This window comes from Paraburkholderia sp. PAMB 6770 (assembly GCF_057748135.1).
The window spans coordinates 1379816-1393244 of sequence record NZ_CM173238.1 but is presented as its reverse complement, the minus strand read 5'-3'; the positions used below and the strand labels follow the sequence as shown (position 1 = coordinate 1393244).

Sequence of the window (13429 nt, the reverse complement as noted above, 5' to 3'; positions counted from 1 at the left end):
GGTACCCCGAAAGGGGTTCCTCGGCCACTAGTCGACTGGAGAACATCATGAATATCCGGTGTCTCGACCCCACCGTAGCAGATCTTCCGAAACCATCGCAAGCAGACGCTGAGGAAGCTGTACGAACGCTTATCCGCTGGGCGGGAGATGATCCGTCTCGCGAGGGCTTGCTGGATACTCCCGGGAGAGTGATTCGTGCATACCGGGAGTTTTTTTTGGGGTACGAATGCGACCCTGTGCAGATTCTTGCAACGACGTTTTCAGAGGTAGATGGCTACGACGAGATGGTAGTGTTGAAGGACATACGGTTCGAAAGCTATTGCGAACATCACATGGTGCCAATCATCGGACGCGCACACGTTGCCTACCTTCCCTCCAGACGGGTCGTCGGCATATCCAAACTTGCCCGTCTGGTGGACGCCTATGCAAAGCGACTCCAGATTCAGGAAAAGCTCACCGTCCAGATCGCAGATGCGCTCGAAAGCGTGCTGCAACCGCTCGGGGTCGCCGTCGTACTTGAAGCTGCCCATCAGTGCATGAGCACACGAGGCGTACATAAGCCTGGAGCCGCGCTGGTCACCAGTCGCATGCGTGGCGTGTTCCGGGATGATCCAACGACACGACGAGAATTTCTGTCGATCATTGGCCAGAGTGCTGTGGCCGCTTTGCCGAATGCCTAAGCCTGCCGACAGATCTGCTATCGTCGCGTCCTGTGGGTGCCCGCGTGATAGCTGCCACCGAAACTCCCGCCCTCCGGACGCGCCATGGACCTGAACCGCCTGGACCTAAATCTCCTGAAGATTTTTGATGCCGTATATCGGCTACGGAATCTTGCCGAAGTGGCAAAGGAAGTCCATCTAAGCCAGCCAGCGGTCAGCCACGCATTGGCACGCCTGAGAGAGTCTCTCGGTGACCGCCTTTTCATTCGTACGTCGAATGGACTTGAACCTACAGCTAGGTGCGACCGTCTGGCTCAACCGGTCCGCGCTGCGCTCGAGACGATCAGGGACTCCCTCATCGACTCGAGCGATTTCAGGCCCGAAGATTGCACAAGGGAATTTCGTCTGCTTCTTTCTGATGTCGGTGAGATTTTGTTCGTCCCGACCTTGCTAAGCCACCTGCACAGTACTGCTCCGAACATCAAGCTCGCAATCTTTCAGGCACCGCGAGCGAGTTACGATCGCATGTTGCTCGACCGCGAGGTCGATCTCGTGGTCGGACATCTGAACATGACCAGACAATCGATTCGGGAAGAGTCGGTTTTTCGGGACCATTGTGTGGTAATGCGGAGAAAGGTCGCCGAAGCAGAACCAGCTGCGCCTCTCACCTTAGAAGAGTTCTCACTGAGCGCGCACGTCGCGATTAACCCACTCGACGATCCGGTGGAAAATGCATTCGAGGATCTGAATATCAGGCGAAACATCGTACTGCGCATGCCAAATTATTTTGCACTCCCAAAAGTTCTTCGCCTGTCGGACGTCCTTGTCACAGTTCCATCAAGGATCGCTCGCATTTTCCAGGCTGACACGCCAATCGAGGTATTTGACGTTCCCTTTCCGTCTCCGTTTTTCGACGTCAGGATGTACTGGCACACGAGGCATGACTCAGATCCCGCGCACCTCTGGCTGCGCGAGACATTTCTTACGCTATTCCGCGATGAGGCGCGATAGGCTTCTGGCCAGCCGGGATTTCTCGACGGCCGGCCATTGGTTTAGAACGCTCCGCAGAGCACGCCAGCCTTTGTTTCAAGATAGTCCTCAATCCCGTACTTCGAGCCCTCTCGGCCGAGGCCCGATTCTTTCACTCCCCCGAAAGGCACAACCTCCGACGAAATCGCACCGGTGTTGATACCGACCATACCCGTCTCGAGCGCCTCAAACACGCGCATGATGCGGTCAACTCCATTTGCGAAAAAGTAGCCGGCGAGGCCGAACTCGGTGTCGTTGGCCAGTGCGATGCCCTCCTCTTCAGTGTCGAATCGGATGATCGGTGCAACCGGGCCGAAGGCCTCTTCCCGAAAGATCCGCATTCCAGACGTGACATTGCGGACGACGGTGGGCGTAAAGAAGTTTCCTCCTCGTGGATTACGCCCGCCTCCGACTGTCACCTTCGCCCCAAGCTTCACAGCGTCGTCTAGCACCTGTTCGAGGTGCTCGATCGCCGCACCGTTGATAAGCGGACCAAGATCGACGCCAGGTTCGGTGCCTAGCCCGACACGCAGTTTCGAGACAGCCCGTTCGAACTCGCTGCAGAAGGCTTCGTAGACACCTTCCTGTACGAGGATGCGATTGGTGCAGACGCATGTCTGCCCGGAGTTGCGAAATTTCGAGAAAATCGCGGCGGAAACCGCTTTCTGTACATCTGCGTCATCGAATACGATGAACGGAGCGTTCCCGCCCAACTCCATCGAAAGCTTCTTAACTGTCGCGGCCGATTTGGCGATCAACTCCCGCCCCACTTCGGTCGAGCCAGTGAAGGTTACCTTGCGTACCAGTGGATTACGACATAGCTCATCACCGATAACACGGGCGCTGCCAGTTACGACATTGAGTACCCCTGGCGGAATCCCGGCCTCTTCGGCGAGCACTGCAAGGGCCAGTGCCGTGAACGGTGTTGCACTGGCCGGCTTCAATACCACCGTGCAACCTGCAGCAAGTGCGGGGCCTACCTTCCGGGTAATCATCGCAGCCGGGAAATTCCACGGTGTAATCGCTGCGCATACGCCGACCGGCTGCTTTACAACAAGAATCCGGTTGCCGGTCGAGGGAGCTGGCAGGATATCTCCGCTGATCCGCTTTGCTTCCTCAGCAAACCACTCAATAAATGAAGCAGCATACTGAATTTCACCGCGCGCTTCGGCGAGCGTCTTTCCTTGCTCGGTCGTCAGTATCAGCGCGAGATCTTCCAGGTTGGCAAGTATCAACCCATGCCACGCACGCAGGAGTTGTGCGCGTTCTTTGGCTGACACCTTCCTCCAGCTCGCGAACGCAGTGGCCGCATTGTCCACCGTAAGCCGTATGGCCTCGACATCTAGTTGTGGTACCTGCCCGATAGCATGGCCAGTAGCTGGATTGCGCACTACAATTCCGGCCTCCCCAGCTGGGCGGATCCACCCACCGTTGACGTAGTTGCTTTCGCGCAGCAAAGCCGGCCGCTTCAGCGCTTCAGCAAGCAGGCTTTTCGACGTAATTTCCATCGCTACGATTCCCTCATCAAGTCGCGATTCGTTGTGCCTTACAGCCCGCCGCGGACATCCATCAAGCATCCCGTGACATACGATGCCGCGGGTGAAGCCAGCCAGACCACGGCCTGAGCCACTTCATCCGCTGTACCCATGCGACCAACTGGAATCATGCCGACGAAACGCTCCAGAGCTTCCGGCGTGCGCTGTTGGTGCAGTTCGGTGTCGATTACGCCAGGTCGGACCGCGTTGACGCGTATCCCTTCACGAGCGACTTCCTTGGATAGCCCGATCGTCATCGTATCCAGTGCACCCTTCGAGGATGCGTAATGAATCCAAGTATTCGGCGCGCCAAGGACTGAAGCGCCTGAGGAGATATTAATGATGGTTCCTCCCGAACCGCCGCACCCGGTAGACATGCGCTTCACCGCCTCGCGCGCTGCCACAAATGCACCAACGACATTTACGCGAATCACTTCCGCCAGATTTTCGGTGCTCAGGTCGGCGAGCCGCGAAACACCACCGGTGACACCAGCGTTGTTGACAAGTACAGCGATCCTGCCAAGCTGATCGATCTGCTCGAAGGCGCGCATCAGCGATGACTCGTCCCCGACGTCAGCCCGGACGGCCCACGCTTGGCCACCGCTTGAATGAATCTCCTGCACCAGCTGATGAGCAGCTTCGGCGTTGTTCTTGTACAGGACGACCACCGGATACGTCTGCGCCGCAAGCCGTGAGATAGCCGCTCCGATTCCGCGACTACCCCCTGTAACTACAAAGAGATTTTCGTGTCTCATCCATTGCTCCATTTGAAATAGTTAGTGTCTAGCGTGGGCCCCATCTTTTCAGCTGCAGTCCGCGGCATCAGTACGTGATATCTCTACCGGCCAGTGGGGTGGAAGCGGTCGCGCCTCTCACCTTGAAGCTGTCAGCGAGCGACGTGGCAGCTCGTTTGAGAAGCGTTGTGTCGACTCCAACTGCAACGAATTGTGCACCGGCGTCGATATACGTCTGGGCAACCTCGCGATCAGACGCCAGCACGCCAGCGGCTTTACCGGCGCTACGGACGGTCTGGATTCCAGCGACGATGTGACGGCGCACCGCCTCGTGGTTCGCCTGTCCGCGATAGCCCATTGACGCGGAGAGGTCCGCCGGACCAAAAAACACCCCGTCAACTCCGTCGACCGCCGCGATTTCCTTAAGATTGCGCATTGCTTCGACAGTCTCCGCCTGTACCAGAAGGCACATCTCATCGTTGGCGCAATTGACGTAGTCCTCGACCTGATTCCAGCGAGATGCACGTGCCAAGGCTGCTCCCACTCCACGAATGCCCTCGGGCGGATAGCGCATTGCCCGCGCCATCAGTAGCGCTTGCTCAGCAGTATCGATCATTGGTATCAACAGCGTCTGAGTGCCTACGTCAAGATACTGCTTCACCAAGGCGACATTCGCCTGCACCAGTCGCACTACCGCCTGAGGAGGGTAAGGCGCCATCGCGCGCAGCTGCTCCAAAGTCGTGCGAACATCGTTCGGTGCGTGCTCACAATCCAGCAGTAGCCAGTCGAACCCGCATCCCGCGAGCAATTCAGCGACGTTCGCATCCGCAAGCCCTACCCAAAGTCCGATTTGCTTTTGGCCAGCATGGAGCGCGTCACGAAAGGTATTGCCTGGATTCAACATTCGAAGTCTCTCACGCGAAGCGGAACGAAATGGTACCGAGTGGACCATAGTCGACATGGAAGGCGTCACCTGCGCTCGCGAGTGCCGGCCTTGTGAAAGAGCCAGCGAGCACAATGTCGCCCGCGCTAAGTTGCTCATCGTACTGAGCAATCCTGTTAGCGAGCCACGCCACACCATTGGCGGGATGATTCAGGACCCCTGCTGCGAGACCTGTCTCCTCTATCACGCCATTTCTATGCAGGATTGCCCCGATCCAGCGCAGGTCCACATCCAAGGGCTTGAATGGACGCCCGCCGAGGACGACACCAGCGTTCGCGGCGAAGTCGCTTATCGTGTCGCAAACCTTCCGCATTTCGCGTGTGTCTCGGTCGTACTGTTCGATGCGTGCGTCGATGATTTCGACCGCAGGTACCACGTAGCGCGTTGCTGAGAGCACGTCAAAAATGCTGATACCTGGCCCTTTCAAAGGACGGTCAAGAACAAATGCCAACTCGACTTCAACGCGCGGCGCGATGAAACGAGCAAATGGAATGTCTCCGCCCGTGTCAAAGAACATATCGTCCATCAAAGGAGCAAAATCTGGCTCAGTAATCTGGCTTGCTTGCTGCATCGCACGCGAGGTGAGCCCGATCTTTCGCCCCTTTATGACGCGTCCTTCGGCGGTCTCGAGAGCGACCCATTCGCGCTGGATTGCGTAGCCATCGTCGATCGTCATCTCTGGGTACTGCTTCGAAAACTGTCGTACCTGCTCCCGCCGCTTTCTTGCATCATATAGCTGACGGGCTAGCATCTTGATAGTGTCTTGCGGAAGCATGAACTGATCCTTGTTGGGGTGTCACTGCCGCAGGGCTCGTGTGACGACCCCGTGCCGTGGTTTAACCAGCAATTCGAGGCCCAACGTAACCCTTCTGGCCGGCCTCCGAGCCAAGGTTGAGGATCGGGCCATCCATACGCTCTTGCCAGATTAGGGATTCCATCCCGATGTGCAAAGGATGATCCTGAATGGTCAAGATGAAAGTCGGCTCTTCGTCGTAATAGTGTGCATGCTCTGACCACGAAGGCCCAGAGAGCAGCAGATCCCCGGCCTTCCACGGAATTTCGACGCCGTCGACGACACTCTTCCCGTGCCCAGTGAAGTGGTAATTGATCGCAACCGAGCTGTGCTTGTGCCCGCGCCCTATCTCTCGCGCAGGTTTGCCGGTGGGATGCGAAAAAATGGTCGCAAAAAACGAGTGTGTCGTGCCGTTGCGCCGCTCCGTAGCCGGGTTATACAATAAAATGATGTTCCGCTTTCCATCACCCTCCTGTCGCGTTAGCATGCTGACCACGCTTTCCCACGGCCAAACTAGCGGATGATTCTCAACAACTTCGATATCCGTCAAATATTCATAACCACGAAGGCGTGCGCCGTCTTCCGAAATAAGGACATCCGGCGCATTCCTCCGGTTATACCCATCATCCAGACCACGCGCTGAGGACTGGATATCACGCTCAACGACATCCTGCGCATAGTTGATCCAGTGAACCGCGAGTTTCCGAAGGAGTGGAGCGTTCGAATAGGTGATCCGAACCCACGGTTCATTTCCGGTATTGCGGTGGTGGTAAGCCTGCATCGACGGGATCGAGAGCACGCCCCACTTGCTCAGTTTCTTTTCCTCCCGACCCACGCCCACCACCCCTGAGCCACGAATGCAAAATTCGACCTGGTTCGAGTTGCGCATCAACGGACGCGTCGATTCGCCGGGCTTCAACACGCTGATCGTGACGTCGATCCCGGGTGCAAAGCCCATAGAACCGTCCGTGCAAGATGGGTGAACAATTAAGGCCGCACGTCGGCCGTCCTCCGGAAGCGGCATTTCGAGAAGACGCTCGATTTCCCGTTCAATCTCCTCACGTGGCACAAGCACCGGAGTCCACGGACTGATTGGTGTGGGTGCGGCCGCGTCGCCATCCAGGAAGGTGTATGTATGATCAGCCATTTCAATCTCCAATTTTGTATTCACATGCCTAGTCTTTGAATGCAGCTCTCTCATCGGATCCCTAGGTCTCCTTGCACCAATATCGGATCACGTTTTCGACCACCGAATAGGCGCCGGCGCAGTGAGAGGAAGCCGAACCTCGGAGCCATGGCCAGTCGATGCGCGTTCGTAAGCAAGATTCGCAATTGCGAGGTCAGAAATCCCCATTCCCATTGCCTTGAACAGCGTGATGTCACCGCGTTCGGCTCGCACAGATCCTCGCTTGATGACGTCCGGGAGCGTTTGAACCGCCTCCCATCCGTTTTCCTCAGCACCGAAGTGATCCATGAATTCGCGAGAGGCTTTTCGCGTATTCGTAATATCGTCAACAACGATGGCCTTCGCTCGCTCGAAAACATCCGGAAAGAATTCTGCGTTGTCGGGGAGAATTGCACCGACAGCGTTAAGGTGAGCCCCTGGTGCCAAGAGACTTGCCGAGAAGAATGGCTGCGTTGCACGTGTCACCAACGTAACGATTTCTGCGCCAGACGCCGCATCCTCAAGCGTTGCAGCCTCAATCACTTCCGCGCCGCTGATACATGCACTCACCTTCTCAGTAAAGGCTCTTCGCCGTTCCGGGTTAGGACTCCATATGCGAATGCGAGTGAGCGGCCGTACGGTGTTGATGGCGAAGACCTGTGCCAGTGCCTGTCTTCCTGATCCGATGACGGCGAGGTCGCTCGCATATTTTGGGGCGACCCAGCGCGTTCCAACCGCTGTCATGGCCGCTGTGCGTAGCTGCCCCAGCGTATTGGCTTCCATGATCGCGAGCAATCGACCGTTCTCGGTGCTAAACAGCGAGAAAACCGCCTTACCGCCTTGGGCTGTATGCGCCCAAGTCTTGAATCCACATACCCCGACACGAAGCGACGCGGAGCCCAGAGAATGCATAGCCCCCCCATTTCCGATGTCACCAAGTGCCTTCGGGACGTTGGATGCCACGCCGTTGCCGATTTCCAAAAGACTGCTTTCCAGGGCATCGACTGCATCGTCAAGCGGAACCAACCTGGCAACGTCGGTTTCTGTCAACCATATGGCGCTGGCATTCATTTTCTATTCCTAATGATAGTGTCGGTAATTTCCGTCATCAAATACCAACTATGTCTGGTTAGTCGTCTACAAACGGGAGATGACGTTGACTGGATTTACGCAAAATTAGCCATTGCTCGCCGTCGAATGTCAGCGTGTCCATGCAAAAGCGAACGGCAGTGGGTTGTATAGCTGCGGTTGCGTTCGCCACCCCCTTCTCAGCCTCGTACACTGTTAGAAAAAATCGCACTTGTACCCGATTGACATCAACAGGGTCCACGATTGGATTGGATACCGCGTGGAAGGTCCTTCTCTCTGCGGAGCGGCCGCTAAGCGCGGCAGAAATCTCGTCACGGCCGTTGAGCACTTCTCCATTTCTAACCCAGACGCCATCGGTTGAAAATAGGAGCGCTGCCTTCTCATGGCATCGGTTATCGAGGGAATGAAAAAACTCATACACGATCGATACACATGCCGCACCCGTGGCGGGATTGACTTTGGGTGACATAATTCACATCCCTCGCTCGTCGGCGACGCGATTCGTGAGTTTCCCAATAGCAGGGATTTCAACCTCGAACACGTCTCCTGGTTTCATATACAAGGGTGGCGTACGCGTCATTCCAACTCCCTCAGGGGTACCAGTCGCGATGACGTCGCCAGGACGCAAAGTGGTAAACGAACTAATATATGCAATCAGGCCCGAAACGGAGAAGATCATGTCGTCCGTATTGGAGCGCTGTACTTCGACGCCGTTCAATCGTCCCAACAGATCAAGGGCGTCTGGATTTTCAATTTCGTCAACGGTGGTGATCCACGGCCCCAACGCACCTGACTTGTCGAAATTCTTCCCCGGTGTGGCTTGAGTATTGTGCCTTTGAAAATCCCGCGCTGAATTTTCAGCCATGCAGGTATAACCAGCGACGAAAGACAAGGCGTTGGACTCGTCAACGTACCGAGCAGTCTTCCCGATAACGATGGCTAACTCAGCCTCATAATCGAAGCTGTCGGTTACGCGCGGGTGGATCACTTCCTGCTCGTGTCCGACTAGCGAGTCTGGGAAACGTATGAAGACAGAGGGATGCTGCGGAAGATTCCGCCCCATTTCCTCCAAATGTTTTCGGTAGTTCAGCCCTGCACAAATGACTTTTGCGTCGGGCAGGATTGGGGCAATCCATTGGACTTTAGAAATGGCAATTTCCTCTGAGTCCCGAAGTGCCCTGCCGTGTTGAATTGCATCCACAATGGTGCTGGCCATGGGAAGCGTAGAAACAAAGCCGTCTTTGACCACGCCCCAAGTCGGGCGACCGGCAAATGCAAGTCTGGCAATCTTCATGTGTCCCCTCGATGAGATAAGAAGTGCTCTTCCTAATTCCTTGGATACGACGAGGGACGTCGGCTCGGGCTGTAGCAGCCATACTGTTCAGCCGTCAGTTCGTCCCATGTTTCGCACCTGTAGAGAAAATCTACCTGACGTGGCAGCGCTCTAACACTGAAAATCTTGCAGTTCGCAAGTGCACGCCATGAATTGCGAATTGATGAGACTGCCAGGATTGGTATCGTGGGAGCCCGACCCGTCGCTAGTGCGGTATCGCGGCATCAGGAAGGCCGAGCGATCTTTCTAGCGAGATCCGTCAAAGTAGTGAATAGAATTCGAGGCGCGCGTGCACCCAACCAAAAGGTATCGCTGGCGTTGTTAGGTTACCGGGCGACCCAATTAATAGTCTGCCCGCATTATGTGGCCCCAATTGTTTCGAAACAGACAGCCCCGTCAATGAAGCACGAAGTCGGGGCCTATCTGGGCACGCAAGCCCGCTGGTTCCGCGACAGCACGGATAGAAGAGTCCGCCGGACGGCCCTCTCTCCTTCTACCCAAACTCCGCCACTCACCCCCCAATTCATTGAGCATTCTCTGAGGTCACACATTGCGGCTCTCCGAGTGATCGCCTTGTTCCAGGAGAATTCCATGCCACCATCGCGACCACCCTCCATTTCCGCGATGTCCCTACTGGAGCCACGCGAATACGGCACGCCCTCCTTGCCCCCCGGAAGCGCTTGCTGCGGCGTGAATCCATTGGAAATCTATACCGTTCGGTTCATCCTCGCAGAAGTCCACAGATACGCACATACCTAGGATTTTCCCCGATAACATGCGCATTCACATTGACGGGTCAGCTGAGACGATCCTAGAATTGTACCGATCGGTTTAGCAATGTGGGAGCGTACTGACCTTTGTGGTCCGCCGCTGGCGCCCCAGCTGTACACGACAGCGCGCGTGGGCAAAGTGCCGAGGGCGAACTAAATTCACGTTCAGTATTGCAATACGATTTTTTGACGTTTGGCGTCGAGCAGTTACCTGTACAGTCGTGGACCCATTCGTCGACATCCAAGAAGACACATCTCCAATCTACGCAACTTAAGTAACATTTATTTGTAGGAATACATACTAATTTTTTCTGCATTACCTCACTAACTCGCAGATCGCCAATCTGTCAACTCACTAGACAAGTTGAGTTCTGCCTCCTAGCCCCTCCCCCGCAACACAATGCCTAAAGGGAAATGCGATGCTTCAAGAAACCGTCGATGACCACTTCTTCTCTTTCTCGCCCAATCCATTCAACAGGGTCGCTCGAAGCCCTGAAATTTCCGAAGCGCTGTCGGCATCGACGTTAGTCGAACGCGCCCGAACGATGGTTCCATACCTTGCAGAAAATGCACGTGAAACGGAGAAATCCCGTCGCATTCCGGAGGAAACAATATCTCGATTTCGCGACGCCGGGTTCTTCCGTCTGATGCAACCGAGACGCTTTGCCGGCTACGAGTACGGATTCAGCCCGTTCGTTGACATCGTGAGCGAGCTGGCTCGAGGCTGCGCATCATCTGCATGGGGATGCTCCCTCGGAACGATTCATCAGTGGGTTGTCGGACTATTCCCCGAGCAGGCTCAAGGCGATGTTTGGGATGACGACCCTGGTAACATTGTTTGCGGCTCCTATGCGCCAGCCACAATTGCCCGCCGACACAATGGTGGCTTACTGATTAAGGGTCAATGGCGCTGGGCATCCAACGTTGACAACTCGCGTTGGGCACTACTCGGAGTTCAACTGCCTCCAAAGCGCGAAGGCGACGCTCCCGGTGGCGCGTTCCTTCTGGTTCCCTCCACAGATTGGACGGTCGAAGATGATTGGCATGTTGCAGGCCAAGCAGGGACTGGATCGAAAACGATTGTGCTGGAGAATGAAACCTTCGTTCCCGGACACCGCTCACTCACATTCGCCGAAGCTGCGTCGAACACCCCCCCAGGCGCAGAAGTGAACGACGCCGCGATTTATCGCGTCCCCTTGATGTCGATGATCCCAATTTGCCTGGTTTCGCCAATGGTCGGCAACGCTCAAGCGGCAATCGACAACTTCATCCTTCAGTGTGGGACTCGGGTTACTCGAGGTGGCGTTGCTGGCGCCGGAAACCGTTTAAGTCAGTTTTTCCCCGTCCAATCTCGCATCGCGGAGGCAACTGCGGCCGTCGATGCCGCACGGCTTCTGATATACCGCTGCGCTGCAGAGGTGGAGCAAATTGCGGTGAACGGCGAGACGGTCGACATCGCACGGCGCATCCGTAATCGGCGAGATATGGCGTTTGCAGCACGCCTATGCCAGCAGGCAGTAGACGCACTTTTTTCGGCCGTCGGCGCAGCCGGACTCTCGTTGGAGCAGCCTATTCAAAGAATTTGGCGCGACTCGAACATGATCTCGAAACACTTCAGCCTCAACTGGGATGCAATTTCGTCAATGACCGGTCAGTACCTGTTGGGACTCGAGCCGAAAGGCCAGTACTAATGCATTCGACGTGGAGCAACATCGTGCACTCACCTTCACAAACCCCATCGTCGGAACCTACGTGTAATGACGAGCGCGGCCTGCGCCGTTCCCTTGGGGCGTTTCCTACCGGCATCTGCCTAGTGACTACCGTCGGACTGCAAGGAAAGCGGGAGGGGATGACCATTAATTCCTTTGCATCACTGTCACTCGATCCCCCGCTGATACTCTGGAGCGTGCGCTCTGCAGCCAACAGTGCGCCAAATTTCCTCTCCGCCAGCCACTTCATTGTCAGCGTTTTGTCCGCAGATCAAAAGGACCTCGCAGTGCACTTTGCTCGACCGGAGCTCGACAAGTTTCTGGCTTTCGAGTCGAAATTCGAAACTGGCGTGGGAGGGTGCCCTCGCCTCAAAACGAGTGCAACAACCTTCGAGTGTTCTCGACATTCAACTCACGAAGAGGGAGACCACAGTGTCATCATTGGCAAGGTCGAAAGATTTAGCACGAGCGACCTATCGCCCCTGGTCTTCCATAGGGGTAGAATAGGCACCCTTCGCGAGCACGCACTGGGCGCTTTCGTCTAGCGCATCGCAAAGCAGTGACGCTATGAATCTCTAAGGTCACCGAGCTCGTCATCCGTTCAGTATCTGCGCGGATGACGTTGTCTGCACCCTTGAGCGGACGCTGCGACCGCTGACTCTCTCGACTGCGAACGTGGCTCAAAAGCGCGCCGCCAATCGACACAGCTCGCCATACGCCAAGCTCTTACTCGTCTGTGCTCGCGTGGAGACTTGGAGAACTCTTCGGTATAGTTGTAACTCGCCTGCCGCTCATCCGTATTCACAATGCGCAAAATACCCGCTCCGGAACGAAGTAACAAGACGCTTTCCGTGCTGAAAGCAGCCACGACCGTCTTTCTTGCAAACGGTTTTAGCGCTGCCACCACTGACATGATTCAGCGCGAAGCCGATGTCTCAAAGGCGACTATGTACGCTTGCTTCCCAACCAAGGAAGCTATGTTTGCCGCCGTCATCGAGCGAGAATGCGCCGTGGTATCTGGGACCGTGCGTGCAATCCAGCCAGAGAGCGGCAATATCGCGAAAACGCTGACCAACATCGGCACGTCCTATCTTAAAATAATTCTCTCACCACCCGCATTGTCGTTGTTCCGCGTTGTAGCTGCAGAAGCACCTCGCTTTCCGGATTTGGCCCGCCAGTTCTATCTTGCGGGCCCCAACGTCATTACATCTATGGTAGCGGAACGACTGGCAGAGTCCGCACGAGCCGGTGAAATTGATGTCCAGTATGTCGGCATCGACGCAGCCGCGTCCCATTTCGTTAGCATGCTTCGAGGCGAGGGACTAATGGAGTGCTTGATGCACCCTACAGCACAACCATCAGCCGCGCAGATTGACCACTGGGTACGACTCGCGGTCACGACGTTCCTGTGCGCCTTTGGCATCGCCCGACCCACATGTAGTCCAGTGTAACTACGCTCGCGAAGACAGAAGCACAGCCGCGAGTGGCAATACGGTCAGCTACGGATCGTCACGAAGCTTCCCGGCGCCCCACGTTGATGCGCTTCTCCGACGGTACGCCGTCAACCGGTCGTAGCGGAAACTATAGCCCCGCGTACCACGCCTCGACTTACGGCCTCACCTCGAAACTCGAGCCTTGACGATTTTGAGACGGAAGCGGGTACACTGCCT

At 56.0% G+C, this 13429-nt stretch carries 13 protein-coding genes; 5 read left to right on the top strand and 8 right to left on the bottom strand.

Going from position 1 to position 13429, the window contains the following annotated elements:
• The first annotated feature begins 47 nt into the window (after positions 1 to 47).
• Positions 48 to 680 carry a GTP cyclohydrolase I FolE gene (folE, locus tag AC3AP7_RS06390; RefSeq protein ID WP_475764503.1) on the top strand — a complete coding sequence of 211 codons (633 nt, stop codon included), beginning with the start codon at positions 48 to 50 and terminating at the stop codon, positions 678 to 680.
• Positions 681 to 764: 84 nt separating this feature from the next.
• A complete protein-coding gene (locus tag AC3AP7_RS06385) occupies positions 765 to 1670 on the top strand; it encodes a LysR family transcriptional regulator (RefSeq protein WP_475764504.1) in 906 nt (301 codons plus the stop codon).
• Between the two features lie 41 nt (positions 1671 to 1711).
• Here AC3AP7_RS06385 and AC3AP7_RS06380 read toward each other — a convergent pair whose 3' ends face one another.
• The 8 genes from AC3AP7_RS06380 to AC3AP7_RS06345 form a co-directional block, all read right to left on the bottom strand.
• On the bottom strand, positions 1712 to 3196 hold the full coding sequence (locus AC3AP7_RS06380; RefSeq protein WP_475764505.1) for an NAD-dependent succinate-semialdehyde dehydrogenase: 1485 nt from the start codon (positions 3194 to 3196) through the stop codon (positions 1712 to 1714).
• A 38-nt stretch (positions 3197 to 3234) separates the two neighbouring features.
• The gene (locus tag AC3AP7_RS06375) at positions 3235 to 3978 is read right to left on the bottom strand and encodes an SDR family oxidoreductase (RefSeq protein ID WP_475764506.1); all 744 of its coding nucleotides are present in this window, start codon (positions 3976 to 3978) and stop codon (positions 3235 to 3237) included.
• Positions 3979 to 4045: 67 nt separating this feature from the next.
• A complete protein-coding gene (locus AC3AP7_RS06370) occupies positions 4046 to 4861 on the bottom strand; it encodes an aldolase/citrate lyase family protein (RefSeq protein WP_475764507.1) in 816 nt (271 codons plus the stop codon).
• Between the two features lie 10 nt (positions 4862 to 4871).
• Positions 4872 to 5675, bottom strand: coding sequence for a 2-oxo-hept-4-ene-1,7-dioate hydratase (hpaH, locus tag AC3AP7_RS06365; RefSeq protein WP_475764508.1), 804 nt, complete (start codon positions 5673 to 5675; stop codon positions 4872 to 4874).
• 61 nt (positions 5676 to 5736) lie between these two features.
• On the bottom strand, positions 5737 to 6840 hold the full coding sequence (locus AC3AP7_RS06360) for a cupin domain-containing protein (protein WP_475764509.1): 1104 nt from the start codon (positions 6838 to 6840) through the stop codon (positions 5737 to 5739).
• An 87-nt stretch (positions 6841 to 6927) separates the two neighbouring features.
• Complete coding sequence (locus AC3AP7_RS06355) at positions 6928 to 7929, bottom strand: ornithine cyclodeaminase family protein (protein WP_475764510.1); 1002 nt, start codon at positions 7927 to 7929, stop codon at positions 6928 to 6930.
• A 58-nt stretch (positions 7930 to 7987) separates the two neighbouring features.
• Positions 7988 to 8416, bottom strand: coding sequence for a nuclear transport factor 2 family protein (locus AC3AP7_RS06350; RefSeq protein ID WP_475764511.1), 429 nt, complete (start codon positions 8414 to 8416; stop codon positions 7988 to 7990).
• 3 nt (positions 8417 to 8419) lie between these two features.
• Positions 8420 to 9241 (bottom strand): fumarylacetoacetate hydrolase family protein, encoded by an 822-nt coding sequence (locus tag AC3AP7_RS06345; RefSeq protein WP_475764512.1) that lies wholly within the window; start codon positions 9239 to 9241, stop codon positions 8420 to 8422.
• Between the two features lie 1228 nt (positions 9242 to 10469).
• Here AC3AP7_RS06345 and AC3AP7_RS06340 point away from each other — a divergent pair.
• The 3 genes from AC3AP7_RS06340 to AC3AP7_RS06330 all read left to right on the top strand — a co-directional run bounded on the left by AC3AP7_RS06340 (position 10470) and on the right by AC3AP7_RS06330 (position 13210).
• A complete protein-coding gene (locus tag AC3AP7_RS06340; protein ID WP_475764513.1) occupies positions 10470 to 11741 on the top strand; it encodes an acyl-CoA dehydrogenase family protein in 1272 nt (423 codons plus the stop codon).
• Complete coding sequence (locus AC3AP7_RS06335; RefSeq protein ID WP_475764514.1) at positions 11741 to 12304, top strand: flavin reductase family protein; 564 nt, start codon at positions 11741 to 11743, stop codon at positions 12302 to 12304. The genes AC3AP7_RS06340 and AC3AP7_RS06335 overlap by 1 nt, the downstream gene beginning before the upstream one ends.
• Before the next feature lie 261 nt (positions 12305 to 12565).
• A complete protein-coding gene (locus tag AC3AP7_RS06330; protein WP_475764515.1) occupies positions 12566 to 13210 on the top strand; it encodes a TetR/AcrR family transcriptional regulator in 645 nt (214 codons plus the stop codon).
• The last annotated feature ends 219 nt before the right edge of the window (positions 13211 to 13429 follow it).

Bases quoted from the DNA above. Each gene is read 5' to 3' on its own strand.
- folE (WP_475764503.1), top strand. From the start codon at position 48: ATGAATATCCGGTGTCTCGACCCCACCGTAGCAGATCTTCCGAAACCA.
- AC3AP7_RS06385 (WP_475764504.1), top strand. From the start codon at position 765: ATGGACCTGAACCGCCTGGACCTAAATCTCCTGAAGATTTTTGATGCC.
- AC3AP7_RS06380 (WP_475764505.1), bottom strand. From the start codon at position 3,196: ATGGAAATTACGTCGAAAAGCCTGCTTGCTGAAGCGCTGAAGCGGCCG.
- AC3AP7_RS06375 (WP_475764506.1), bottom strand. From the start codon at position 3,978: ATGAGACACGAAAATCTCTTTGTAGTTACAGGGGGTAGTCGCGGAATC.
- AC3AP7_RS06370 (WP_475764507.1), bottom strand. From the start codon at position 4,861: ATGTTGAATCCAGGCAATACCTTTCGTGACGCGCTCCATGCTGGCCAA.
- hpaH (WP_475764508.1), bottom strand. From the start codon at position 5,675: ATGCTTCCGCAAGACACTATCAAGATGCTAGCCCGTCAGCTATATGAT.
- AC3AP7_RS06360 (WP_475764509.1), bottom strand. From the start codon at position 6,840: ATGGCTGATCATACATACACCTTCCTGGATGGCGACGCGGCCGCACCC.
- AC3AP7_RS06355 (WP_475764510.1), bottom strand. From the start codon at position 7,929: ATGAATGCCAGCGCCATATGGTTGACAGAAACCGACGTTGCCAGGTTG.
- AC3AP7_RS06350 (WP_475764511.1), bottom strand. From the start codon at position 8,416: ATGTCACCCAAAGTCAATCCCGCCACGGGTGCGGCATGTGTATCGATC.
- AC3AP7_RS06345 (WP_475764512.1), bottom strand. From the start codon at position 9,241: ATGAAGATTGCCAGACTTGCATTTGCCGGTCGCCCGACTTGGGGCGTG.
- AC3AP7_RS06340 (WP_475764513.1), top strand. From the start codon at position 10,470: ATGCTTCAAGAAACCGTCGATGACCACTTCTTCTCTTTCTCGCCCAAT.
- AC3AP7_RS06335 (WP_475764514.1), top strand. From the start codon at position 11,741: ATGCATTCGACGTGGAGCAACATCGTGCACTCACCTTCACAAACCCCA.
- AC3AP7_RS06330 (WP_475764515.1), top strand. From the start codon at position 12,566: ATGCGCAAAATACCCGCTCCGGAACGAAGTAACAAGACGCTTTCCGTG.